Annotated in this window: 18 protein-coding genes, 1 rRNA gene and 1 riboswitch; of the genes, 11 read left to right on the top strand and 8 right to left on the bottom strand. The window is 42.0% G+C overall.

Annotation, left to right across the window (positions count from 1 at the left end; translation table 11 throughout):
- Positions 1–37: 37 nt before the first annotated feature.
- The gene (locus LQ203_RS15430; protein ID WP_230159260.1) at positions 38–676 is read right to left on the bottom strand and encodes an HlyD family efflux transporter periplasmic adaptor subunit; all 639 of its coding nucleotides are present in this window, start codon (positions 674–676) and stop codon (positions 38–40) included.
- A gap of 332 nt (positions 677–1,008) precedes the next feature.
- Between LQ203_RS15430 and LQ203_RS15425 the strand changes: the two genes are divergently transcribed.
- Positions 1,009–1,467, top strand: coding sequence for a MarR family transcriptional regulator (locus LQ203_RS15425; protein WP_230159259.1), 459 nt, complete (start codon positions 1,009–1,011; stop codon positions 1,465–1,467).
- A gap of 58 nt (positions 1,468–1,525) precedes the next feature.
- On the opposite strand, the gene LQ203_RS15420 is transcribed toward LQ203_RS15425, so the two are convergent.
- From LQ203_RS15420 to LQ203_RS15405, 4 genes are all read right to left on the bottom strand, one after another.
- Positions 1,526–2,617 carry an aromatic acid exporter family protein gene (locus LQ203_RS15420; protein WP_230159258.1) on the bottom strand — a complete coding sequence of 364 codons (1,092 nt, stop codon included), beginning with the start codon at positions 2,615–2,617 and terminating at the stop codon, positions 1,526–1,528.
- Positions 2,618–2,949: 332 nt separating this feature from the next.
- Positions 2,950–7,422: a glutamate synthase-related protein gene (locus tag LQ203_RS15415; RefSeq protein WP_230159257.1), complete on the bottom strand. Its 4,473-nt coding sequence runs from the start codon at positions 7,420–7,422 to the stop codon at positions 2,950–2,952.
- 344 nt (positions 7,423–7,766) lie between these two features.
- Entirely contained in the window at positions 7,767–9,056 is a 1,290-nt protein-coding gene (locus tag LQ203_RS15410) for a glutamate-1-semialdehyde 2,1-aminomutase (RefSeq protein WP_230159256.1), read from the bottom strand.
- Between the two features lie 143 nt (positions 9,057–9,199).
- Positions 9,200–9,520 (bottom strand): hypothetical protein, encoded by a 321-nt coding sequence (locus LQ203_RS15405; protein ID WP_230159255.1) that lies wholly within the window; start codon positions 9,518–9,520, stop codon positions 9,200–9,202.
- A 150-nt stretch (positions 9,521–9,670) separates the two neighbouring features.
- On the opposite strand from LQ203_RS15405, the gene LQ203_RS15400 reads away from it, so the two are divergent.
- From LQ203_RS15400 to LQ203_RS15390, 3 genes are read left to right on the top strand one after another with little or no spacing between them, the layout of a single operon-like run.
- Positions 9,671–10,678, top strand: a complete 1,008-nt coding sequence (locus tag LQ203_RS15400; RefSeq protein ID WP_230159254.1) for an ATP-binding cassette domain-containing protein — start codon at positions 9,671–9,673, stop codon at positions 10,676–10,678.
- Between the two features lie 48 nt (positions 10,679–10,726).
- The gene (locus LQ203_RS15395) at positions 10,727–11,518 is read left to right on the top strand and encodes an ABC-2 family transporter protein (RefSeq protein ID WP_230159253.1); all 792 of its coding nucleotides are present in this window, start codon (positions 10,727–10,729) and stop codon (positions 11,516–11,518) included.
- A 4-nt stretch (positions 11,519–11,522) separates the two neighbouring features.
- Positions 11,523–12,308: an ABC-2 family transporter protein gene (locus LQ203_RS15390; protein ID WP_230159252.1), complete on the top strand. Its 786-nt coding sequence runs from the start codon at positions 11,523–11,525 to the stop codon at positions 12,306–12,308.
- Positions 12,309–12,350: 42 nt separating this feature from the next.
- Here LQ203_RS15390 and LQ203_RS15385 read toward each other — a convergent pair whose 3' ends face one another.
- Entirely contained in the window at positions 12,351–12,827 is a 477-nt protein-coding gene (locus LQ203_RS15385; RefSeq protein WP_230159251.1) for an acyl-CoA thioesterase, read from the bottom strand.
- Positions 12,824–15,130, bottom strand: a complete 2,307-nt coding sequence (gene metE, locus LQ203_RS15380) for a 5-methyltetrahydropteroyltriglutamate--homocysteine S-methyltransferase (RefSeq protein WP_230159250.1) — start codon at positions 15,128–15,130, stop codon at positions 12,824–12,826. Before metE ends, LQ203_RS15385 begins: the two co-directional genes overlap by 4 nt.
- 153 nt (positions 15,131–15,283) lie before the next feature.
- A riboswitch (cobalamin riboswitch) is annotated at positions 15,284–15,475 on the bottom strand.
- A gap of 247 nt (positions 15,476–15,722) precedes the next feature.
- On the opposite strand from metE, the gene LQ203_RS15375 reads away from it, so the two are divergent.
- The 5 genes from LQ203_RS15375 to perR all read left to right on the top strand — a co-directional run bounded on the left by LQ203_RS15375 (position 15,723) and on the right by perR (position 19,505).
- Positions 15,723–16,142, top strand: a complete 420-nt coding sequence (locus LQ203_RS15375) for a potassium channel family protein (RefSeq protein ID WP_230159249.1) — start codon at positions 15,723–15,725, stop codon at positions 16,140–16,142.
- 62 nt (positions 16,143–16,204) lie between these two features.
- Positions 16,205–16,675 carry a thioredoxin-dependent thiol peroxidase gene (bcp, locus tag LQ203_RS15370; protein WP_230159248.1) on the top strand — a complete coding sequence of 157 codons (471 nt, stop codon included), beginning with the start codon at positions 16,205–16,207 and terminating at the stop codon, positions 16,673–16,675.
- Positions 16,676–16,686: 11 nt separating this feature from the next.
- A complete protein-coding gene (locus LQ203_RS15365) occupies positions 16,687–17,796 on the top strand; it encodes an aminopeptidase (RefSeq protein ID WP_230159247.1) in 1,110 nt (369 codons plus the stop codon).
- A 148-nt stretch (positions 17,797–17,944) separates the two neighbouring features.
- Positions 17,945–18,907, top strand: a complete 963-nt coding sequence (locus tag LQ203_RS15360) for a D-2-hydroxyacid dehydrogenase (RefSeq protein ID WP_230159246.1) — start codon at positions 17,945–17,947, stop codon at positions 18,905–18,907.
- 160 nt (positions 18,908–19,067) lie between these two features.
- Entirely contained in the window at positions 19,068–19,505 is a 438-nt protein-coding gene (gene perR, locus LQ203_RS15355) for a peroxide-responsive transcriptional repressor PerR (protein WP_290370594.1), read from the top strand.
- Between the two features lie 96 nt (positions 19,506–19,601).
- Here the strand turns inward: perR and LQ203_RS15350 are convergent, their stop codons facing one another.
- A complete protein-coding gene (locus LQ203_RS15350; protein WP_230159244.1) occupies positions 19,602–19,955 on the bottom strand; it encodes a YgzB family protein in 354 nt (117 codons plus the stop codon).
- A 175-nt stretch (positions 19,956–20,130) separates the two neighbouring features.
- On the opposite strand from LQ203_RS15350, the gene LQ203_RS15345 reads away from it, so the two are divergent.
- On the top strand, positions 20,131–20,994 hold the full coding sequence (locus tag LQ203_RS15345) for a nucleotidyltransferase-like protein (RefSeq protein WP_230159376.1): 864 nt from the start codon (positions 20,131–20,133) through the stop codon (positions 20,992–20,994).
- A gap of 290 nt (positions 20,995–21,284) precedes the next feature.
- Positions 21,285–21,486: ribosomal RNA gene (locus LQ203_RS15340) — 16S ribosomal RNA — on the top strand; the annotation flags it as partial.

Raw genomic sequence — 21,486 nt, 5'->3', positions numbered from 1 at the left:
AAGGAAAGCCTCCTTTCTGTATAACTGTGTAGCCGGTTTATTTTGTTGAAATTTTCACTTCTGCGTTCATTCCAGGCAGAACTTTATCGGATGGTGCTTTAATGGAAATTTTAACTGGAACTTTTTGCGTGACTTTTGTATAGTTTCCGCTGCTGTTTTGATTGCCCATTACTGAAAAGACAGACGTTGTGGCATAACCGATTTGTTCTAATGTTCCTTCAAAAACGGTATCGGGATCTCCATCGATGATAATATCGACACTGTCACCTTTTTCAATATTCTTCAATTTATTTTCTTCAATATTAGCCGTTATGGATAGATCACCCATATTGATGGTCTGGGCAAGAGTTTGACCCGCTTGTACAAGTTGTTCATCATGCACTTGTGTTTTAACGATTGTACCTTGTGCTGCTGTTTTTACAGCTTCTTTTCCGTCTAAAGAAGTTACGTTAGCCACTTTATCATTCTTGTTGACACTGTCGCCTTCGTGTAAGTCCCAATCTGATAATTTACCGGCAGCAGGGGCAACGATGGTATATAGATCTCCTGTCACTTTTGCTTCATCCGTTTTAATGAAATTCGAGCTTTCATAATAGTAATAACCCCCACCGGCTACTACCGCTAATATAATAACCAAACCAATGACATTAATTAAAACTAAACGTCCTCTATTCACTTGTTTCGCCTCCAAAAAATATTGATGATAGATTCTTGTAACCCTTTAAAATGCTGCATTGTTTTTTTAAAAGACACCAGCCTCCTATATCCAATGTTTATTTGTTAATTTAAATAAATATTAACTTTTGTAAGTATTAATATTATAAGTAAAGAGTTTAACAGTTTAATTAATCTTTGTCATGTAATTTATTCGGAAAATTAGAGGGAAATAAATACATATAAATGGTTAAAAAATGAATTTTTTTAAGTTTTAAGAATATATGGCAAGTAAATTTGACAATGGAATGTCATTTAATTAAATTTAAGAGGTAGGATTGTCCTATATAAGGAGTGAGAAGGCTGGATTTTAAATGGGAACTAACCAATAGTATAGAAATGCAGATTTTTAGGATTAGGAAGAAACTTAGGGCTATCGTAGCAAAAAATCTTCAGCCTTATGGTCTTACGTCGCCACAGTTTTTCATTTTATTGATATTAAAAAAAGAGGGTTCGATTAAATCGACCAAGCTGGCTGATTTCTTAACCGTAAAGCCAAGTGCGATTACCGTATTTGTAGATAAGTTAGTCGAAATGGATTATGTGAAACGGCAGCCCTCCGAAAAGGATCGCAGGGTCATCAACCTTGAATTGAAAGAGGCCGGGGAAGAGATATTGGGGAGGGTCCTTGCGGAGCATAACCAATTGATGGGCAAGAGCTTCAATTCATTCTCAGAAGAAGAGCTGCAGGATCTTTTGAAGAAATTGGAGATACTTGAAAAGGCGGCAGATCAACACCTTTTGGATGATTGAAAGAGTGGCATCCTCTAAATAGAGACGAAAAAAGACGGTCCCCCTGGAACCGTCTTTTCTAATCTTCTTCATACTGTACGGAGATTTCGTTGTCATCCTTATGGAAGGACTGGAAGCTGACAATCAGCTTTTCAAGATGTTCCAATTGTTCGTCATACTCAATGACTGAAGAAATCATTGGTACGAGGCGGGCAGAGAGGTGGCCTAGATTATCATGCATTTCGTCCACTTGATTTTGCTGTTCGAAAAAGAGGGCAAGCAGCTCTTTACGACTTAAACAATCTTGATCCCAATCTTCAATTTCCTCGATTGATTTTATTTTTTCAATATGGAGTAATATCAATTGTTCATGCTTACGGATTAAGGAATCAAGCTGATGTAAGATACTCCGTTGGAAATCTTCAGGCATTTGATAAATCTCGTTCTCGAATTTATGGATTCTTTTCAAGGTTTCGAACGCTTTTTTTGTTGTAATGATCATCTGCCGGTAAACGACAAGCTTTCTTGCTTTAGCTCCGCTGTTTTTCTTGAAATATTCCCGTTCCTCTTTGTACATGGAATAGATATGCTCCAAATCGTATAACTCCGACTTTAGACGGCTGATGTCTTTTTTCAATAAAGTGTGTTCGGTAGCATGTCTTGTACTTATTCTGATCCATTTTAAGATATCTTCCGTCACATCTGTAATGCGTGTATAAAGTTTTGCTTCATACTTAGGCGGAATGAAAACTAGATTCACGATAAAAGAAGAAATGATTCCAAGTAAAACGGATGAGAGACGTACAAAGGCAAAATTCAGGAATTCTCCTTCCTGGCTTTCCATGATGGCAATGACCGTCACGATGGAAAGGACAATCGTTTTATCCATTTTTAATTTTAAATTGATGGTTATGACAACCATTACGGCAAGGCCGATAATAAAAATATCATTTCCGAACAGCAAGACGAAGGAGACAGCAACCAACGCGCCAATGATATTTCCTTGTATTTGCTCCAACACCGTTTGGTATGAACGATAAATGGTCGGCTGTATTGCAAAAATTGCAGCAATCCCAGAAAGGACAGGAGCAGGAAGGTTAAGCAGTTCCGAAAGATAAAGCGCTAAAACAATTGCTATTCCTGTTTTGAGAATGCGGGCACCAAACTTCATATATAGGTTAATCCTTTCTTTGTTATTTAATGGTTCAGGATAAGAAAAGGCTCTATTTATATATAGCCTATTCTTAAAGTTGTATTCTAACTTATTTGTTAGTACTTTACACTAAAATGTGATGATGTAAACAAAAAGTAATATACAGGATTTTCCTTTGAGATACAATAGGTAAATTCAAGTTTAATATATAAAGAATATATGGGCAATTTCATGATGGTTTTAAGCTGTGGTTTTCCGTGAGTCTAAGACTATCCAAGAGGTATAAGATTGGAAAAAACTGATGCTCGAATTGAAGAGCATCAGTTTTTAAATGAAATATGTTTGCTGTATCACTCCGTGGATACAGCAGGATCAGCTTGCTCTTTAACTGGAACGACCTGAAGGAAGTGCTTTTCAGGATTTTGAAGAAGAGCCTCTAAAGAGGTTGCTTCGTCTGTTTGGCCATGATCTTTCAAGAGGGCCGTGTATTTTCCAAGAAGTTCGGCCACGTCCTGCAGGCCTTTTGCAGATAAGGTCTCAATGGAGATCTTTGCCCCTTTCGCTACCCGTTTCTTAATAACTTCTTTGGTTAATCCAGCTTCAGGCTGTTGTCGTAAATAAACGACACCGCCGGTCATTCCTGCGCAAATCCATGGACCCGGATCACCTAGAACCAAACCTCTTCCGTTTGTCATGTATTCAAAAGCGAATCCCTTAATGTTGGAGGTTACCGCTATATTCCCGGTTTCCTTTTCAGGAAGGGGCTGTTTCAATAGTCCTCCAATGATCATATCGGCTCCGGAAAGCCGGATTCCCGCCCTGGCATCGGCATCACCTTGGGCAATGAGAAGACCGTGCTGTGCACCATATCCAAAGCCCTTACCGACGGATCCATTGTAGAACTTCCCGTCTTTTCCGGGAGATTTAAAGATGGCGATATTACCGCCAATCGATGTTTTGCCAATTCCATCCTGGGCGCCGCCATTCACGCTGATCGAAATACCCTCCGTATTGTATGCTCCAAGTCCATTACCCGGGATAGAGCCATCCTCGTAGGAGAGGTGAACGGGGGGAAGCTTTTTGTAAGACCCGTCAAGTCTGCCCCTGACGCGGTGACAGGATACCCTGCTGCCGAGTACGCGCTGCTCGGACGTGATCGAGCTATAGCTGCGAGATTGCTGCAGCTCATCTACATGCGAATCCAGATATTCAGCGCCAACAGCAATCTGCATGGAGCCCTCATTCAAATATGCCGCCGTTTCTTTATGGGAGAAAGGTGATATATCCAGATTTTTTAATAAATAGGTTAAATCCAATGATTGTTGACCTTTAACTTGCTGGAGCAAATCAGAGCGTCCGACAATGTCTTGGGGATTCTTCACTCCAAGAGATCCTGTCAGCATTTTTAGTTCTTTGGCAAATGCACTGAACATATTCGTTAAACCTTGAACGGCTAAATCAAATTTTCGTGGAACAAAACGGCGCAGCCCGTGTTCTTTCGCTTGTGCTTCCGATTCGATTTGAGTGGCGATGCCGACATGGCACGTATCAAGGTGACACCCGCGGCACGTTGTACAGCCGACGGCAATCATCGAAAGGGTTCCAAAGCCTACACGGTTTGCCCCAAGCAACATTAATTTCAATATATCCATTGAGCTTTTTAACCCACCGTCAGCCCAAATTTCAACGTTTTGGCGAATGCCCGACTCAAGCAGCGCATTATGGGCGGCTTTCACACCAATCTCAACTGGGAGACCGACATGTGCGAGTGCATGAATCCTGGCCGCGCCTGTTCCACCATCAAAACCAGAGAGCGTAATGATATCTGCCCCTGCTTTGGCTACGCCGACCGCAATTGTACCAATGTTTGGAACGACCGGTACTTTGACGGCAACTTTTGCCTTGTCGTTTGCCGTTTTTAACTCATGAATCATTTGGGCCAAATCTTCAATTGAATAAATGTCATGGTTATTGGAAGGGGAGATCAAGTCGGAACCGATTGTTGCATTCCGTGCTTCTGCGATTTTCGCTGTGACCTTGGAACCGGGAAGGTGACCGCCCTCACCAGGTTTTGCCCCTTGCCCGATCTTAATTTCCAATAGATTTGAAGAGTTCAAGAGTTCTGCATTGACACCGAAACGGCCGGAAGCGATTTGCTGTCCACGGGATTTTGGGTACTTGCCCAGCATATCCTTGATTTCTCCACCTTCACCATTCATGCTGATCATGCCTAAACGCTCGGCAGCCTCTGCGTAAGCCCGGAAAGCAATCTCATTTTGCGAGCCAAAGGACATGGAGGCTATGACGAACGGCAGTTCCTGTTCGCCGATTGAAAGACTGACTTCTTCAGAAGGGATGGAAGTATCTGAAGTTTTTAATGATGTTAAATGGCGGATCGCCGTAGGATTTGATTCTTCCTGTTCGGTAATCTTTTCGCGATAAGCGTCGTAGTCCCCGGTTGAAGCTACTTCCCCGATCGACTTCCAAATCCTTGGAAACAAATGGAACGTTTTTCCCATCCGTTCTTTTTCATTGCCATAATCCTCAGCACGCTGAATGGCATCAGCCTTGATACTATCAAAATTGTAGTCTAGATCATTTGAACCAAAGAAGTTAGCCACATTTAAATATTTCGCGATTTCCTCATGTAACCCGATGCTTGAGAAAAGTCTTCCATAACCGCGCAGCTCATGGATGCCGATGGTGGAGATAACCTTTTCAAGGCCTTTCGTCAAGGAGTTATATAGATTGGTAACCCCCTTAAGATCATCTGAAGATAAGGAAAGGAACATATAATATGGGCTGATCAAGTTGGCCCCTAGCCCATAAGAGACGATGATATCATGCAGTGACCTTAGCGACGCAGAACGTAAAAGGATGGAACAATCCCGACGCTTGCCTGTATCGACCAATGCTTGATCGACCGCTGAAGTAACAAGGTGGGGGTCAAGCCAAAGGTTGCCGTTTTGATGGGCAAGGGCATCATCAAGAACGAGCAGTGTTTTTCCTTCGTCCACTGCATGGACCGCTTCATCCGTAATCCTGGTTAAGGCATCCGTGATGCTTTCATCCTCTTTGAAGGTGCTTGAAATGAAATGTACGAGTTTTTGATCTTGGTTATATTTAATGAATTGATCATAGCTTGGCTGTGAAACGGTGGATGAGCATTCATAGCCCGTTATTCCTTCAATTAATAAGGGAGTTAGCAGCTCCGTAACTTTTCCGGCCTTATTCGCTTCGAATAGGGAAGGCCGTCTGCCAATGATGGTTCTTGTTGAGAAATGCTCGGTTTCCCGATCCCGGTCGATTGCAGGGTTAGTTACAACGGCCACACTTTCCTTAATGAAATCTGCAATGTTGGTCCGTTGTGGATTAAGTGCTGCCAGTGGCGCATCATGACCAAGTGAACGAATGGGCTCAGCACCTTTTTCGGCCATCTGTTCTACCAATTGAACGTGCTCCCTTTCCCAGCCAAAGGCTTTATACTGACCATTATGAATGGCTTGAGTGTTAGTCATGGTGACCACCTTTTCAAAAACTTGCGGCTGCAAGCGGACGCGGTCATTGGAAAGGACGAAACGATTATTGAAGAGTTCGAAAACTTTATCCTGGTAATCCTTGTAGGTGTACATTTCAATACGGTCGCCGTTCCATTTCAAACCTACTTTTTCCCCTGGACCCATCGGTTTTGGATCTCCGGTATATTCACTGGAAGGGATGATTCCTGGTTCAGAAGTGAACATATAGGATGATTCCGTTTCAATATTCCATAAAGGACGCAGGCCTAAAGAGTCGACAGAGAACACGGCTTCATCACCGAAACGGGAGATGATCCCCGCTGGACCTTGTGCAAAATGCCCCCATGCTTCCCGTAAATACGTATATAAGTCTTGTAAGTGATCCGGATATTCCTTGATTTCATTAATGATTGGCGGGAACATCAGGTCGACAGCTTCAAATAAAGAGTAGCTATGACGGCAGATGAATGTTTCGATCGTTTTGTTTAAATCCTGTGAGTCGCTTCCGTCTTTAGCGATGGGAACTCCGATCATTTTCGCTTCATCACGCAATTTGGCAATCGTATTGATTTCCCCATTATGACCAAGTACACTGAAAGGCTGGACCCGGAAGAAGCTTGATAGAGTATTAGTTGAAAAACGATTATGTCCCAGTGTCATGGTGGATGCAGCTAAAGGGTCTGCAAGATCAAGATAATAGGCAGGAAGCGTATCCCCCGCCCCCATTACTTTGTAGACAGCATGATGCTGGCTTAAAGAAGCAACATGGATAAAATCACTTTTTTCGATGTCGGAAGTCAGCTCAAAAAGAACGTTCGAAAGTTCCTGGTCGCTTTCGATGGTGGAAGAACAGGCAAATTGCCAGAACACCGGGTCTTCTTGAATGGCAATCGGTCCCAATGCTTCAGAACGGTAAGCTTTATCCGTTTCGAAAACCAAGGAAAGACCATGTTGAAGCAACTTCTCTTTGACCTCGATTTTTAAGTCGTTCGCTTCTGTTTTTTTGCTTAAAAATAAGTGCCCGACAATGAAGGAGCCCTGATCGACGATGGTTGAATCGATATTTATCGCTTCAAGCTTCTTTTTCCAAAGAGCTCGTGGAATATCAATATGGATGCCCGCGCCGTCACCCTCGCCGTTGATGAAGCCACAGCGATGGTTCATTTTAACCAGGGCGTCGATACAGGCAAAGATGTTTTCGTTTGTAGGGATTTTCTTTTTCTCGATGCAGGAAACGATTCCGCAGGCATCATGTTCTTCTTTGTAAAATTCTTTGAATGTAGCAGGTGTCCATTGTTGGGTCATATGAGTGGCTTGAATAAGGTTACCCTTATTTTCTGCCTTTCACCTCCTGTAGCATTTGATTTTAATGACGGAAATATTAGTAAACCCGAACAATAAGTCCAAGTTCTTGATAGATTGAAAGAAATTGATTAATTGTATATAAATGTATCCATATCATATCATTTAAATATTCAGAAATCAATTTTTTATACAATGGTTTGGATGCTGGAATGGATGGGATTTTCGAGGAAAAAGGCTTCAAAGGCCAATTATAACGATATATTACATGGGAATTAAGAACCCCCCAAGAATCATGTATATCCTGGGGGTGTATAAATATTGCATAATTATTCTATTTTTATTTCTTAAATCAGGTTTTTGAATGCATGTTCAACCGCTTTTAGAGTATACGCGATATCATCATCCGTGTGAGCTATTGTCAAGAACCAGGCTTCGTATTTCGAAGGTGCCAAATTGATGCCCTGGTTGAGCATGAGTTTGAAGAACTTCGCAAACATTTCGCCATCGGTATTTTCCGCCTGCTCATAGTTTTCAATCGTTTCTGTCGTGAAATAAATCGTCAATGCCCCTTTAAGGCGGTTGATGGTGATTGGGACATTATATTGGCTAGCCGCTTTCAGGATGCCTTCTTCAAGGATTTTTCCTAATCGATCAAGCTCATCGTACAGACCCTCTTCTTTAAGTACCTCTAAGCAAGCTATGCCGGAAAGCATGGAAGCAGGATTTCCAGCCATCGTACCTGCTTGATAGGCTGGACCAAGCGGTGCGACAGTTTCCATGATCTCTTTTTTGCCGCCATAGGCACCGATTGGAAGTCCACCGCCGATGATTTTTCCAAGGGCTGTCAAATCGGGTTGAATTCCCAAGAAGTCCTGTGCCCCTCCGTACATGAAGCGGAAAGCTGTGATGACTTCGTCGAAAATGACGAGTGATCCGGCTTCGTGAGATAAAGATATGACTTCTTCCAGGAAGCCAGGTCGTGGTTCGACGATTCCAAAGTTGCCGACGATCGGTTCAACCAGTACGCCTGCAATTTCGTTGCCCCACTTATTCAATGCTTCTTTAAACGGTTCGATATCATTGAAAGGTACCGTGATCACTTCTTGTGCGATACTTTTTGGGACGCCAGCAGAATCCGGTGTACCTAGTGTGGCCGGGCCGGAACCTGCAGCGACAAGAACAAGGTCGGAGTGACCATGGTAACAGCCGGCAAACTTGATGATCTTGTCGCGTCCAGTGTAAGCGCGTGCCACACGGATGGTGGACATGACAGACTCAGTTCCTGAATTGGTGAAGCGAACTTTATCAAGGGAAGGCATTGCTTCTTTCAACATTTTGGCAAATTTGACTTCGTGTTTTGTCGGTGTGCCGTATAAAACGCCCGTTTCTGCCGCTTTTACGATGGCCTCCGTAATATGTGGATGTGCATGCCCTGTTATGATCGGTCCATATGCAGCTAAATAGTCGATATATTTATTGCCATCAACATCCCAGAAATAAGCGCCTTTGGCATGATCCATGACAACTGGTGAACCGCCGCCTACTGCTTTGTAAGAGCGGGATGGGCTGTTCACCCCACCGACGATATGTTCCAGTGCCTCTTTATGTAAAAGCTCCGAATTACTAAAATCCAATCTTAAAACCTCCTAAAAATACAAACATATTCTTCTTAATCATAGCACTTTTTCGTCCGGAAATCCGGGGCAAAAGCCTAGGTAATGTGATCAGGTCCTTAATGAAACGTTGCGGCCTTAGAAACCGCAGGATTCCTGATCCTTTATTTTGTTTGGGAAATAGAGTCAGATCCCAAAACCCCGGTTATGAAAGTAAGAATGGCCAAGATGGTGGCAGGGTTTTCGATATCGAAGGTTTGGCGGTTTATTTCTCCCTCGGTTTGGTAATAGATAAGTTGGCCGGTGCCTTTTTCTTCATTAATATGAAGGTGGAAACTTATGGGGGTGCTTTCTATCGATCCAGAGGAATCCCTTTTGATGACCTGGCATAATAATTCACCATATTCATCTTCGTAAAGGAAGTCATATTGAAGGCCGAGGACGACCTTTTCGATTTGGGAAAGTAATAATTTTTTAATATTCATAGCATAATAGTCTCCTTTGTATGTGTATTCGTACTCGTCTGGATTCCCCCTTTAAAATGGTACACGAAATCCAGGCATTTTTATTGTCTAAAAAGCTGAGGTTGGATAAACTAATGCATTAGGACAAGAGATTACGGAGGATTTAACAGGATGAGTGATGCAATTCAAGTGAAACAGCTGCGGAAGGAATTTAAGTCGGCATCAAGCCGTTCAGGGTTAAAGGGTGCCTTCCGGGATTTACTAACAAGAAATTATAAAATCGTCCCTGCCGTCAATGATATCAATTTTACTGTAAAAAAAGGTGAGATGGTAGCTTATATCGGGGAAAATGGAGCAGGGAAATCGACCACGATCAAAATGCTGACGGGCATTTTGGAACCAACAGCAGGTGAAATCACGGTAAATGGCATGAACCCACATAAAGAAAGAGAAAAGTTCACGCAGACAATCGGGGTCGTATTTGGTCAGCGGTCACAGCTTTGGTGGGATATTGCCGTTCAAGAATCCTTCAGACTGCTAAAAAAAGTCTATAAAGTAACGGATGAACAATATAGCGATCATATGGAACATGTCATCAAGACGCTCGATATCGGTCCTTTGCTTGACAAGCCAGTGCGTAAACTCTCGCTTGGGCAGCGAATGCGCTGCGAACTTGCGGCAGCATTGATCCACAATCCGCCTTTGCTGTTCCTGGATGAGCCGACAATAGGCCTTGACGTACTCGTGAAGATGAAGATTCGTGAGTTCCTGAAAGAAATCAATGAGAAATACAATACGACAATCCTTTTGACCACCCATGATTTAGGTGACATCGAGGCATTGTGTGAGCGTGTAATCATGCTTGATGAAGGACAAATCATTTATGATGGGGAATTGCAGAGTTTAAAAGATAACTGGGCTGAGGAAAAACAGATCCATTTTCAATTTATCGAGCCGGTTGCCTTACAGGAATTGCGATCCTTACCGCTCCCATTTGACGCAAACTGGGTTTATGATGAGAAAAATCAAACGTACATTGCTTTGTTGAAGGAAGAAAGTGATCATATTTCACAGCTTGTTTCAGCTGTCGTATCGCATTTTAAAATAAAGGACATCAAAATTCATGAAACGTCCATCGAAGAGATTGTTCGAAATATTTACGAAGAAGGCACTGTCTGACTCTCTTATCATTAAGAAACAACGTGTCTATCAAGAAGGGAGAGGGCCATGGGGAAGTATTTAGCGATGATCCGCATGCGTTTTTTGATGATGCTTGCGTATCGAACGGATTATTATACAGGCATTTTAATTTATAGCATTAATATCGGTGCTTATTATTTCTTATGGAATGCGATATATGGAGAAAAAAGCTCCATTGAAGGACTTTCAAGTATGCAGATGACCACTTATGTCGCGGTTGCTTGGATGGCACGTGCTTTTTATTTCAATAATATTGACCGCGAAATTGCCAATGAGATAAAGGACGGCAAGGTCGCCATTGAAATGATCAGGCCTTATAACTATTTAGGCATGAAAACGATGCAAGGACTTGGGGAAGGGATATTCCGTTTCTTCTTCTTTTCGATTCCGGGCATGCTGCTGGTGGCTTTCATTTTTCCTATCGAATTGCCGCATGAGCCGGCAACGTGGGGGATATTCGCCATTTCCTTGCTGTTCAGCTTCATCATCAATACACAAATTAACTTATTGACGGGAATCACTACTTTTTTCTTATATAATAATGCTGGGTTGATTCGGGCTAAAAGGGTCATCATCGATTTATTTTCCGGTCTGTTGCTGCCCATCAGTTTCTACCCGATATGGGCGCAGGAAGTGATGAAATACTTGCCATTTCAGGGGATCAGTTATGTACCAAGCATGATTTTTACGAATGGGTACAGTTCAGGCGAAATTGGCATGGCACTATTACAGCAGTTAATTTGGGTTATCATTCTCATTATACCGATTCAGCTTTTATGGATAGTCGCGAAAAAACAGCTGATTGTTCAAGGGGGTTGATGGGATGTTTTATGTATCGATGTTTTTTCAATATGTGAGTCAGTATATGAAAACAAGATTGCAGTATAGAGCCGATTTCTTCATGGAAATCCTATCTGACCTGCTGAATCAGGTCGTGAATCTGGTATTTATCTTAGTCGTTTTTGGACATACACAATTTTTAAGCGGTTGGAGCCGTGAAGAAATCATATTCATATATGGATTCTTCCTTATTCCATTCGCCCTTTTTTCAGCCTTTTTCAATATCTGGGATTTCAATGATCGCTATATCGTCAAAGGGGAGATGGACCGGATATTAACAAGGCCGATTCATAGCTTGTTTCAAGTCATATTAGAAAGAATCGAGCTTGAAGCGTTATTTGGTGTTGTGACCGGTTTGATCATTATATTCTATTCAGGGGTTAAATTGGATCTGGAGCTTGCGTGGTATGATCCGATTCTTTTCATCATTTTTGCAATAGGAGGGGCTCTTGCTTATGCAGCCATTTTCGTTGCAATAGCAAGCATCGGGTTCTGGTCTGATGCGAAAACTTCCATCATGCCCATGATGTACAATATCGGGAACTACGGACGCTATCCTGTTGATATTTATAATAAGGTCATTCGTTTTGTCCTTACATGGGTGCTGCCATTCGCGTTTGTTGGCGTGTATCCTGCATCTTATTTCCTTAGAAAAGAAGAGTGGTATGCATATGCATTTGCCACACCTGTAATCGGGGTTGCCTTTTTCATGATATCCGTTTTCATATGGAATCAGGGAGTGAAGAGATACCGCGGTGCGGGGAACTAAAAGAAACCCCTTCAACAGCATTCCTGTTGAAGGGGTCTTTGTTTAGTTCCGTTTTTTCTTTCTTTCAATATATCTTGCTTGTGCTTGAACATATTGCTGTTTTTCCTCTTCTGATTCGGGAATGACCTGAGGTACGTTTGTCGGCCTGCCATCTTCATCGATGGCCAACATCGTTAAAAAGGCGCGTGCCGTAAGCTGTTTTTCACCTGTTAATAGGTTCTCACGCTCCACTTTGACGAATACCTCCATTGATGTGCGATGAGCACAGGTGACATAAGCTTCAAGGTTGATAGCATCCCCTGTCTTGATGGGGGCCAAAAAATCAAAAGAGTCGCTTGAAGCAGTCACAACGGGTTTTCGACAATGGCGCATAGCTGAAATGCAGGCTATTTTATCAACATAGGCCATTACTTTCCCGCCAAAGATGGTATTGTGATGATTTGTATCCGGTGGAAAAACAAGGTCGGTTAAAAAAGTCCGTGACTGCTTTGTTGGGTGGGCAGCGTTCTTCTCAATCATTTGCCTGTTGTTTTAGCTAAAAGGTTTTCACGGACGATTTTTGCTGCTTCGACCATGTTTTTCAGGGAAGCGACGGTTTCCGGGATCCCCCTCGTTTTCAGGCCGCAGTCGGGATTGATCCAAAACTGGTCTTTATCCAATACTTTGATGCCCCGTTCAATCATATCAACCATTTCTTCCACTGCCGGCACACGCGGGCTGTGAATATCATACACACCCAGGCCAATACCTTTTTCATACGTTTTTTCCTCGAATGCGGAAGCAAGCTCCCCATGGCTACGGGATGTTTCGATGGAAATGACATCGGCATCGAGGGAGGAGATGACATCCATGAAGCTGTTGAAGTCGCAATAGCACATATGTGTGTGGATTTGGGTTGTATCCTCCACGCTTGAAGTGGATATCAAGAACGAATTAACTGCCCAGTTTAAATACTCATCGCGATCGCTTTTTTTCAATGGCAGACCTTCTCTAAGTGCAGGCTCATCAACTTGGATCATTTTGATTCCAGCTGATTCCAATGCAATGACTTCTTTTTCCAAAGCAAGTGCCAGCTGGTAGCAAACATTCTCCCTGGAAATATCATCACGGACAAATGACCAGTTCAAAATCGTAACAGGACCAGTAAGCATTCCCTTTACCGTCTTCTTCGTCAGTGTTTGTGCGTATACACTTTCCCTGACTGTCATCGGTTCGATAAAATGGACGTCGCCGTAGATGACTGGTGGTTTCACACAGCGGGATCCATAGGATTGTACCCAGCCCTTTTCTAGAAAGACGAATCCTCCTAACTTATGACCGAAATATTCAACCATATCCGTCCGTTCGAATTCCCCGTGAACGAGAACATCCAAACCGATTTCTTCTTGGATTTCGATCCACCTGCCGATTTCTTCGTTTACGAATGTTTCATATTGCGAAGCGGTCCATTCTCCTCTTTTGAATTTCCCGCGTGCTTGTTTAACTTCAACTGTCTGCGGAAAGCTGCCGATCGTAGTGGAAGGAAGAAAAGGCAATTTGAAAAAGTCCTGTTGTTTTTGATAACGCTCTTTAAATGGAAGCTGACGTCCTGTGGTCTTGGTTTTAACCTTTTCGACATTGGATTGTACACTTTTATGATTTCGTGCATTTGAACTTGCTAACGTTTGAACCGCTAATTTATTGGCGTCCACTTTTTCGGCGATAGCATCTAGACCTTGGTTATTTCCTTTGACCAAGAGTGTGATTTCTTTAAGCTTCTCATCAGCGAAAGCAAGGGCCTCTTTCACTTCTTTGGCAATCAGAGTCTCATTGCGGACGGTCACTGGGACATGAAGCAGGGAACAAGAGGGCTGAAGCCAGATCTGGTCTTCGGCTACTTTTTTCTTAAGCGTCTCGATCAATTGGATTTTTTTCGTTAAATCAGAAAGCCAAATGTTTTTTCCGTCAATCACACCTGCACCAAGCACTTTGTTCTTCGGGAAGCCGAATTCTTCAAGATTACTAAGATTCTTCCCTTTGTCATGTACAAAATCAAGACCGATCCCCTGAACTTGTAATTCAATGACCTCTTGGTAGTGTTCCACGGCATCAAAGTATGTTTGAAGCATGATGTTCAGGTTTGGTGCTGCTTCATTCAGTTTTTCGTAGAGGTATGCAACTGTTTGCATATCATCTTTGGAAATTGATGAAACAATGGAAGGTTCATCGATTTGCACCCATTTCACTCCTTCTTGCTCCAACTCTTGCAGGATTTGCGTGTATAGGGGAAGCAAACTCAGGATGATGCCAGGAATATCTTCTTTGTTGAAGCCTTTGGAAAGGGAGATGAAGGTATAAGGTCCAATTAACACGGGCTTCGTTTCAATCCCTAGCTTTTCCTTGGCTTCCCGGTATGCAGCAAGTGGTTTGTTTTCTGTTAAGTTCAGCTGTGCCCGTTTTAATTCCGGGACGATATAGTGATAGTTCGTATTGAACCATTTCGTCATTTCTGAAGCGACTTCATCCTTGTTACCACGGGCCATGGAGTAATAAACGGAAAGGGGAACGGCGCCGCCTTCATAAGCGGAATAACGTTCAGGAACAAGACCGAACATGACCGACATATCGAGCATTTGATCATATAAAGTGAAGTCATTGACAGGAATGATATCAATGCCTTGATCTTTCTGTTTTTGCAAATTGCCCAACCGGATGGCTTCTAGTTGTGCCGTAAATTCCGTTTCAACGATTTTCCCGGACCAGTAAGCTTCCAATGTGCGTTTCCATTCACGATCTTCACCGATTCGCGGGTACCCTAAACTACTACTTTTCAATATTCTCATCCTCCTGCATTCTTTTAATTTGATGGAAAACAACAAAAAAAGCACCCCTAACCGTCAAAAAGAGAAAGTTAGAAATGCTTAGAATAAAGAGGTATGCAAAATACCCCTTTCAATTATAAGGTCCCTAACACCTCCCTATCTCCCGTAGGTTAAAACAGTGTTGTTGAAACAGGCAGGTCTCCTGACTTAGGGAATATCATTAGCTCCAGCCTTCCCAATCCTTAAGATCAGTGGCATATGGATGGCGCTAACATTCCCATTACAGTGGCGGGACCGTGCCGGAATTACACCGGGCTTCCCTTTTAATCCTAATGAAAATTAGGAACCTATTTCCACATATGAAATTTCATAAAACCTGCTCGATAAGCTGACTGCAGGCACTAAACTTTTATAAAATAAAAACTATTATAAAAATTTAGACAATCTTAACATATCCGACCTTAATGGTCAACAAGGAAAAAGCTCCCGACCCCTGACGAACCCGTAGTGGCTGTGGGAGTGGTAAGTATGAAGTCAGTCCCTAATAAAGAATATATTGTTTGGACAGGGAGTATGTATAAAGGAAGTGGCGTTTTGAAATGGGGCGTGGGGAATGACATTCTACATCTTGATTGCAGGAATCATTTTTTGCATGGTGATGAGCATTCGGACGTTATTTCTTGTTGAGTCAGGAGGAAAGAAGTTTTCCTTGGAGGATTTGCTGTGGCTTGGCAATTTATATGCGACAATATTAGTTGGATTTGCACTGATTTATTTATTATACGAGCTTCAGAATCATTCGGTGATTCTTGATATGGGCAATCGTTTGGATGGGACTTTCTATGAACAGCTGAAGACTTCTTTTTATTTTAGTGCGATGACGATGTTTTCTGTAGGGTATGGAGATATAGCCCCAATAGGCATGGGCAGGATGATAGCTACGATTCAGGCCTTCATCGGGTACACGCTCCCGGCAGCGTTTGTGATTCGGACGGTAATCGACTTGGATCAGAAAGATAGGAAGGATAAATGAAAGTTGTGTTTCTTTCGATTATTGGGTACTCTTACCATAATGAAAGAAATGGAGGGTTCAAAATGACTGTTAATATTGGCGAAAAAGCACCTGATTTTCAACTCACTGCAAACAATGGAGAATTGGTTTCCTTATCGGATTTTAAGGGCAAATACATTGTTTTATATTTTTACCCAAAAGATATGACACCAGGCTGCACGACGGAGGCCTGTGATTTCCGGGACCATAATAAGCAGTTTGAGGAACTGAACGCCGTCATCATAGGGATCAGTCCAGACCCGGCAACACGTCATGAAAAATTCATTGAAAAGCATGGATTGCCTTTTTTGCTGCTAGCTGATGAAAATCATGAAGCTGCTGAATCATTTGATGTGTGGCAATTGAAAAAGAACTTCGGAAAGGAATACATGGGCATTGAACGTTCAACTTTTCTGATTGATAAGGAAGGTAAGATCGTCAAAGAATGGCGTAAGGTAAAGGTCAAAGGCCACGTTGAAGAAGCTCTTGAAACGCTTCGCGACCTCGAAAAATAAGGGACAGGCAGATGAAGGATGAGCGAATAACGAAGCTTGCTGCCATGCTGATTCATCATTCGATACGATTACAGCCAAAAGAGAGAATCCTCATACGGGGCCATATTAACACGAAACCATTATTGAAAGAGCTGATTGATGAAACATACAGAGTCGGTGCTTATCCATATGTAGAACTAGAAGACGATGAGATAAGCCGGCATTTGTTGCTAGGGAATGTGAAGGAACAACTTGACACCTCTTCTGAATGGGCTTTGAAGAAGTATACCGATATCGATGCGGTCATCATCATCACCGGTGAAGAAAACGATGGGGAAATGACTGATGTCCCCGTTGAGAGGCACCGTCTTCAAGGGGAGGCCATGAATTCTTCCACTCTTTTTTATGTAAACAACCGACGTTGGGTTTTACTTAATTATCCTACCAACGCATCAGCGCAAAAAGCCGGAATGAGCTTTAGCAGGTACGAAGACTTCCTTTTGAACGTATGCACAATGGATTACGGGAAAATGGAGGAGGCACTGAAACCATTAAAGCAATTGATGGAACGCACTGACAAAGTCAGGATCATTTCACCAGGGACGGATTTGACGTTTTCCATTAAAGGTATGCCGGCTATCATATGTGCGGGAAAGAAGAATTTACCCGACGGGGAAGTATTTACGGCACCTCTAAAGGAGAGTGTCAATGGAAGGATAACTTTCAATACACCCACAACCTATGAAGGAATCACCTTTAGTGGCATAGAATTAACCTTCCGAAAGGGAAAAATCATGAAAGCCATTTCCAATCGACATTCTAAAATGCATGAAATTCTCGATATTGATGAAGGGTCCCGTTTTATCGGGGAGTTCGCGATTGGAATCAATCCATACATATTGGAGCCTATGGACGATACATTGTTCGATGAGAAAATAAGCGGAAGCCTGCACTTGGCTCTAGGACTTGCCTATGATGAAGCGGATAATGGAAATCGTTCATCGATACATTGGGATATGGTCTTGATCCAGCGGCCTGAATATGGCGGTGGTGACATCTACTTTGATGACGTCCTGATCAGAAGGGATGGCGTTTTCATTTTGCCGGAACTACGTGCTTTAAATCCAAATTTATTAAAATAAAGCCTTTTTTAATAAGGGTGAGGCTTTTGTCCAACTCAAAAAGAGGACACTTGAATATGCTTTATTAAGGGAATACCTCCTCAGAGAAAGTTGCGCGGGACATACAGAGCCCGTGTTTTTTTATGTTAATTAATAGGGAGAGATGAATATGTTAATACTTTCAACGATCATTCCGAACGAAAGCATCCAAACGAAGATGAAGGACGCTTTTTCAGATTTGAACTTCATTTATCAAGAAAAATGGACAGATGAGCCACAATGGACAGATGAGCCACTTAGTGAAGCGGAAATCTTGATTACATACGGAGAGGATTTAACGGAAGAAGTCATCGGGAAAGCGACGAACTTGAAATGGATCATGGTCATGAGTGCAGGGATGGAATTAATGCCTTTCAAAGCGATAGAGGATCGCGGGATTTTGGTGACGAACGCAAGAGGCATTCATAAAATACCGATGGCCGAATATACGATAGGGATGCTTTTACAATATGAAAAGAAAATGAAACTGCTTATGAAAAATGAAGGGGAAGAACTGTGGGATAGAAAGATTGAAGTAGGGGAATTGAATGGGAAAAAGATGCTTATTCTCGGTGCCGGTGCAATTGGCGGAGAAGTGGCTCGTTTGGGTAAGGCTTTTAGGATGACGATAATGGGGGTGAATCGGAGTGGAAAACCGGTGGAGTCCATCGATCGCCTTTACACCCTTGACCATTTATTAGAGGCCTTGCCGGAAGCAGATTACATCATATCCGTTTTACCTAGTACCGTGGAGACAAAGGATCTTTTGCAAAAGGAACACTTTAAAGCGATGAAAGACTCCGCCGTCTTCGTGAATATTGGCCGCGGTGATCTGGTTAACGAAGAAGTGCTGATTGAAGCTTTGGAAACAAAGGAACTGGCACATGCCATCTTGGATGTATTTGATCCGGAGCCTTTAGGAAAAGGGCATCCGTTTTGGAGGATGGAGAATGTTACAGTAACACCGCATCTTTCGAGTAAAAGCGGTGAATATTTACCGAGAACCTTTGCAATTTTCGAAAAAAACATGCTTGAATACTTGAAAGCTGGAAAAGACTTCATCAATGTTATCGACTTATCGAGGGGATACTAAACTCCATACAAAAATGGGAAAGATTCAATGGTTTTGAATAAACTAAAAAAGAATGGTAAAACACTTGAATTATTGACAAAATCCACTTACAAAAGGTACACTATTTATAAATATTATAATGTAAGAATTCATACTTAATGAGAAAAAGAGGTGGATGACGGTGTCTGAAGTTCAGTTAAAAGAAGCGTTGGAATCCCTTAAAGATACCGGTGTAAGAATAACTCCTCAACGCCATGCGATACTTGAATATTTGATAAGTTCCATGTCCCACCCTACCGCTGATGATATATATAAAGCGCTGGAAGGCAAGTTTCCAAATATGAGTGTAGCGACCGTTTATAATAATCTACGCGTTTTTCGTGAGGTAGGTTTGGTAAAAGAACTAACGTATGGTGATTCTTCAGCAAGGTTTGATTTTGTGACCACGAACCATTATCATGTAATCTGCCAAACCTGTGGAAAGATTGTGGATTTCGATTATCCTGCATTGGATGAAGTCGAGCATTTCGCAGCACAAGTCACCGGTTTCAATGTTAGTCACCATCGGATGGAAATCTACGGCGACTGCACGGATTGTGCGAAAAAAGAAACGCATTAAAAAAAGTTCCTCCATTTGGTTGGAACTTTTTTTCATGTTATAAAGTAATGATATAATTAAAAGCTAAGTGATGGGGTGGTAATCTAGCTCGTACCTTTAGTCTTGTAGGCTTTTGCGGTTATATTTTTCGTTGAATTCTTCGCCTTCCAACTTTTTGTCAAGGGTCAATGGTTCTTCGCAATGCATGCAAATATCCACACGCCCTAATATTTTTGTGGGTTTGCCACAGTTAGGACAGACAACCTGGATCGATTTTGTAGATAGCATCCCAATCCAAAAATAAACCCCGGTGCTGGCGATTATGAATAAGAGACCAAGCCCCATGAAAAGCGTCATGACAATAGGATGTGTTTTGAAGAAAAGCCCTAGATACATTACGATAAAGCCAATGAATATCAAACTCAAAGCAAATGTACGTATTTTATTGATTTTGCTAGAATATTTAGCCATGGATTGTCCCTCCTAAAATATAACTTTAACTATAACATAAACTAAGGATGGAACAAAAAAGAAATAAAGGATACAAATTACTTTTGAATTGAATGGACCTTGGGTAAATGAAAAAGGCAGGATTTTGAAGAGTTTTGTCGAAAGTTAAAAAAAAAAGGTTTTGGAGGAATTTATGATGGAAGATATCCTTCGCCCGATTTATCAAGAGCGAGCAAGTTTAAAATCTACACTTGGAATCTTGTTAATAGAAAAAAGAGATGATAAAAGTCCCGTTACCGATACATTTGACTACATCCTTTTTGTGATTGTAGACGAAGCGGAAGAGGCCGTGTTTTTAAAACATTACACTTACCAGGATAAAAAAGCTGCCTTACATATTGTAAAGGAAGATCAGTTAAAAGAATGGCTTCTATTAGGAACCAATCGCAAAGTGGTTGACTGGATTTATAATGGAAAGGTCCTTTTTGACCGAAATGAATATTTGGACCGTTTGAAAACCGAAATCCGGGAATTCCCCTTCTATGGAAGGAAGTTAAAGATGGGGATGGAGTTCGCAAAGTTAATTCGCAGGTACATGGATGGGAAAAGCTTTTTTGAAAAGGGGCATCATCTTGATGCATACAACCATATCGTTCATTCCCTGCATCATTTGGCCCGTTTGGAAATAATAGAACAAGGTTTTTATCCGGAGGTTACGGTCTGGAACCAAGTGAAGCATATGGAACCTGAAATCTACAAGCTTTATAAAGAGTTGATCAGCAGTGAGGAAACTCTCGAAAAAAGATTGGAGCTTCTTTTCCTTGCAAGTGAATTCCTTATTTATTCAAGGACGAATGCCGGTTCACAGCATCTGGTTGAAATAATGGGGAAGAAAGAAGATCCGTGGACGATCGCGGAGCTTATGGAGCATCCGGAACTTAAGTTTTATTCGGTCGATCTAGGTGTTCTACTGGAATATTTGATAGAGAAAAAGGTAATCGATGTCGTCAAAGTGGAGACAAAAGGACACGAGGTTTATCATCGGTTTTATCGTATATAAAAAAACTTTTAAAAAAAGCATTATTATTGTTGACCAATAATAATATAGGTGTTATATTAATACATGTCGCTGCGGGACATCAGCTTTCGCAGCTTCATCAAAACAAAGAAAACAAAAGAAAATAAAAAAACATGTTGACAACGCAGTTGATAACATGATAAGATGTAAAAGTCGCTTGCGAGGTAAACGACAACGAAATTGCTCTTTGAAAACTGAACAAAACAAAGCGCCAACGTTAAATTTTAAGTGAGCACACACTATCAAAAAAGCAAATGAGCAAGTCAAACATTTCTTCGGAGAGTTTGATCCTGGCTCAGGATGAACGCTGGCGGCGTGCCTAATACATGCAAGTCGAGCGAATCGATGGGAGCTTGCTCCCTGAGATTAGCGGCGGACGGGTGAGTAACACGTGGGCAACCTGCCTATAAGACTGGGATAACTTCGGGAAACCGGAGCTAATACCGGATACGTTCTTTTCTCGCATGAGAGAAG

The sequence above is a fragment of the Peribacillus sp. Bi96 genome, assembly GCF_918698115.1.
Lineage (GTDB): Bacteria > Bacillota > Bacilli > Bacillales > DSM-1321 > Peribacillus.
This window is presented reverse-complemented; position numbering and strand designations above follow the sequence as displayed.

Bases quoted from the DNA above. Each gene is read 5' to 3' on its own strand.
- LQ203_RS15420 (WP_230159258.1), bottom strand. From the start codon at position 2,617: ATGAAGTTTGGTGCCCGCATTCTCAAAACAGGAATAGCAATTGTTTTA.
- LQ203_RS15415 (WP_230159257.1), bottom strand. From the start codon at position 7,422: ATGACCCAACAATGGACACCTGCTACATTCAAAGAATTTTACAAAGAA.
- LQ203_RS15405 (WP_230159255.1), bottom strand. From the start codon at position 9,520: ATGAATATTAAAAAATTATTACTTTCCCAAATCGAAAAGGTCGTCCTC.
- LQ203_RS15400 (WP_230159254.1), top strand. From the start codon at position 9,671: ATGAGTGATGCAATTCAAGTGAAACAGCTGCGGAAGGAATTTAAGTCG.
- LQ203_RS15395 (WP_230159253.1), top strand. From the start codon at position 10,727: ATGGGGAAGTATTTAGCGATGATCCGCATGCGTTTTTTGATGATGCTT.
- LQ203_RS15390 (WP_230159252.1), top strand. From the start codon at position 11,523: ATGTTTTATGTATCGATGTTTTTTCAATATGTGAGTCAGTATATGAAA.
- LQ203_RS15385 (WP_230159251.1), bottom strand. From the start codon at position 12,827: ATGATTGAGAAGAACGCTGCCCACCCAACAAAGCAGTCACGGACTTTT.
- metE (WP_230159250.1), bottom strand. From the start codon at position 15,130: ATGAGAATATTGAAAAGTAGTAGTTTAGGGTACCCGCGAATCGGTGAA.
- LQ203_RS15375 (WP_230159249.1), top strand. From the start codon at position 15,723: ATGACATTCTACATCTTGATTGCAGGAATCATTTTTTGCATGGTGATG.
- bcp (WP_230159248.1), top strand. From the start codon at position 16,205: ATGACTGTTAATATTGGCGAAAAAGCACCTGATTTTCAACTCACTGCA.
- LQ203_RS15365 (WP_230159247.1), top strand. From the start codon at position 16,687: ATGAAGGATGAGCGAATAACGAAGCTTGCTGCCATGCTGATTCATCAT.
- LQ203_RS15360 (WP_230159246.1), top strand. From the start codon at position 17,945: ATGTTAATACTTTCAACGATCATTCCGAACGAAAGCATCCAAACGAAG.
- LQ203_RS15350 (WP_230159244.1), bottom strand. From the start codon at position 19,955: ATGGCTAAATATTCTAGCAAAATCAATAAAATACGTACATTTGCTTTG.
- LQ203_RS15345 (WP_230159376.1), top strand. From the start codon at position 20,131: ATGGAAGATATCCTTCGCCCGATTTATCAAGAGCGAGCAAGTTTAAAA.